This window comes from Neisseria benedictiae, assembly GCF_958267435.1.
Taxonomy (GTDB): Bacteria; Pseudomonadota; Gammaproteobacteria; order Burkholderiales; family Neisseriaceae; genus Neisseria; species Neisseria bergeri.
Map to the genome: position 1 here is coordinate 1 of NZ_CATQFV010000082.1, position 1239 is coordinate 1239.

The window sequence follows — 1239 nt, forward strand, 5'->3', positions numbered from 1 at the left end:
TTCATTTTCCCGGCGAGATCGGAAATGGCAGCGGTACTTTGGCCGCCGATATGCTTAAGTTCAGTAACCTTAGTGCGTAAATCCAGTACCCTTAAGTTACGTAAACCATTAACTGGCAGGGTGTGAAACAGCTCACTCGAAATCTACTTGAGTCTAATCTAAACTATCCAAGCAGTAATTAGTACAAAAAAAGCAAACTTATTTTAGGAGCTTATGATGACTGAAAAATTGCAGCCGCGATAAATCGTGGGAGAGTCTCGGCATTTCCCGCGCCACGTGATACAAACGTGGCAAACCAATGCCGTCTGAAACCGTACAACAGGAGATAAAATGATGCTTGCTCAAATCGAACTCACTCCCTACCCGAAGCCCTAAAACGCACAGAGAACGCCGCAGCGCGCCAAAAACTGACAGAACTGCGGCGGATGTTGGAGAGCAAAGGAGGTTAATTTAATTTCAGGTTAGGACTTTCCAATTCAAATTTCTGTTTTTCCAGAACCTGATTGATTTGCTCATCAGACAATCCAGCTTCTGTTAGGGATATACGAAGTTGTTCAACACGTTGAAGGAAAGCCTGTTTGGCTTGATACACACCATCAGCGATAAATTGTGCGTTCAAATCGCCTTCAATGCGGTAAAACTTAATGTTTGAAATACAGGAGTAAAACCAATCAAACCGAGCGGTCAGTTCCTGAATGGCTATTGTTCCGTGTGCTTCACTGATGCCTTCACGGCCTAGATAAACACTGCGCTGAATCTTTTCAAATCCATGTCTAGCCAAGATGTGTTTAATATCCGCATAGGCATTGTTATAACTATTTCCGTGGTAATTGTTTTTCAGACAGTTGGTATCCATGTCAAAGGTAATCAGGTAACGGCTCATTATTTTTCTCCTGTTACGTTTCAGACGGCATCGGTTTCCCGCGATAATACCAAGTGCGGCGCATGATACCGAGCTTTTCCCACGGTTTATCGCGGCTGATAGTGTTTTCGGCGAGGTAGTCGGCACGTGTTTGAGACCACCAGCGAGTGATTGTGCTTTCAGCTACAATAATTTCACTGCTTTCCCTATGTTTAAAAATCTATCCATATTGGATAGTTTAGATTAGACTTAAGTAGATTTCAAGTGAGCTGTTTAACCCTTAGCTAGCAAGGGTTTCGGTGGCGTAAGGTTACTGAACTTAAGCATATCGGCGGCCAAAGTACCGCTGCCATTTCCGATCTCGCCGGGAAAATGAA

1 protein-coding gene is annotated in these 1239 nt (G+C 43.7%); it reads right to left on the minus strand.

The annotated features are described in order from the left end of the window. Positions 1-445: 445 nt before the first annotated feature. On the minus strand, positions 446-883 hold the full coding sequence (locus tag Q3O12_RS10715; RefSeq protein ID WP_301668565.1) for a VapD: 438 nt from the start codon (positions 881-883) through the stop codon (positions 446-448). Positions 884-1239: the final 356 nt, after the last annotated feature.

What these genes read in the sequence shown, in the direction of transcription:
- Q3O12_RS10715 (WP_301668565.1), bottom strand. Translation starts at nt 883, where the DNA reads ATGAGCCGTTACCTGATTACCTTTGACATGGATACCAACTGTCTGAAA.